Raw genomic sequence first — 1,198 nt, 5'->3', positions numbered from 1 at the left:
CAAGCGGCTGCTGAAATTGAGCGGTGCGCGCGGCAATAACCTCAAGAACGTGACGCTGGAACTGCCGGTTGGATTGTTTACCTGCATCACCGGCGTTTCCGGCTCCGGCAAATCAACATTGATCAACGACACCCTCTACGCTGCGGCTGCGCGATATCTCTATGGCTCGACAGCGGAAGCCGCGGAGTACGACGAAATCGTCGGCCTTGACCAGTTCGACAAAGTCATCAGCGTCGACCAGTCACCGATTGGCCGTACGCCGCGCTCCAACCCGGCCACCTATACCGGCCTGTTGACACCGATCCGCGAGTTGTTCGCCGGCGTGCCGGAGTCGCGGTCTCGCGGTTACGGCCCCGGCCGCTTTTCGTTCAACGTCAAGGGCGGGCGCTGCGAAGCCTGCCAGGGCGATGGTGTAATCAAGGTCGAGATGCACTTCCTTCCCGACATCTACGTCACTTGCGACGTCTGCCACGGCAAGCGTTATAACCGCGAAACGCTTGAAGTGCATTACAAGGGCAGGACTATCCACGACATCCTGCAAATGACCGTCGAGCTGGCGCGTGAGTTCTTCGATGCGGTTCCGGTCGTCGCACGCAAGCTGCAAACCTTGGTCGACGTAGGCCTGTCGTACATTACGCTCGGCCAGGCGGCAACAACGCTCTCAGGCGGTGAGGCCCAGCGGGTAAAATTGGCCCTCGAATTGTCCAAACGCGATACTGGACGAACACTCTATATTCTTGACGAGCCGACCACCGGCCTACATTTCCAGGATATTGAAATGCTGCTCAAGGTGCTTCATCGTCTGACAGATCATGGCAACACGGTGGTTGTTATTGAACACAACCTGGATGTGATACGGACAGCGGACTGGATCGTCGATCTCGGGCCCGAGGGCGGCGAGGGCGGCGGTAGAATACTAGCCGCGGGTACGCCCAAGGTCATTGGAAAAACTGCGGGGAGCTATACGGGACACTACCTGAAGCCACTGCTGGTGCGGAAAAGATCGATAAACATTTGTTGACGTTGTCACTGAGCCACAAAACGCCACTTTTTTTTGATCTTCTTTACCGGTTCCAGACTCAAACCCCTTCCCAGAGAGCGCGTGAAGTGCAAGAATCCCCGCTGAGTTCCGCCAATACGGCTCTCTACAATCAACAACAGGAGACAATATGAACAAATCTGAATTGATCGACGCCAT

Annotated in this window: 1 protein-coding gene; it reads left to right on the top strand. The window is 56.3% G+C overall.

The window, feature by feature from the left end; genetic code table 11:
* On the top strand, window positions 1–1,021 hold a 1,021-nt coding region (locus PROAA_RS05480; protein WP_483771105.1), incomplete at its 5' end, for a UvrA family protein.
* Window positions 1,022–1,198 lie beyond the last annotated feature (177 nt).

Source organism: Candidatus Propionivibrio aalborgensis (genome assembly GCF_900089945.1).
GTDB classification, from domain to species: domain Bacteria; phylum Pseudomonadota; class Gammaproteobacteria; order Burkholderiales; family Rhodocyclaceae; genus Propionivibrio; species Propionivibrio aalborgensis.
This window is presented reverse-complemented; position numbering and strand designations above follow the sequence as displayed.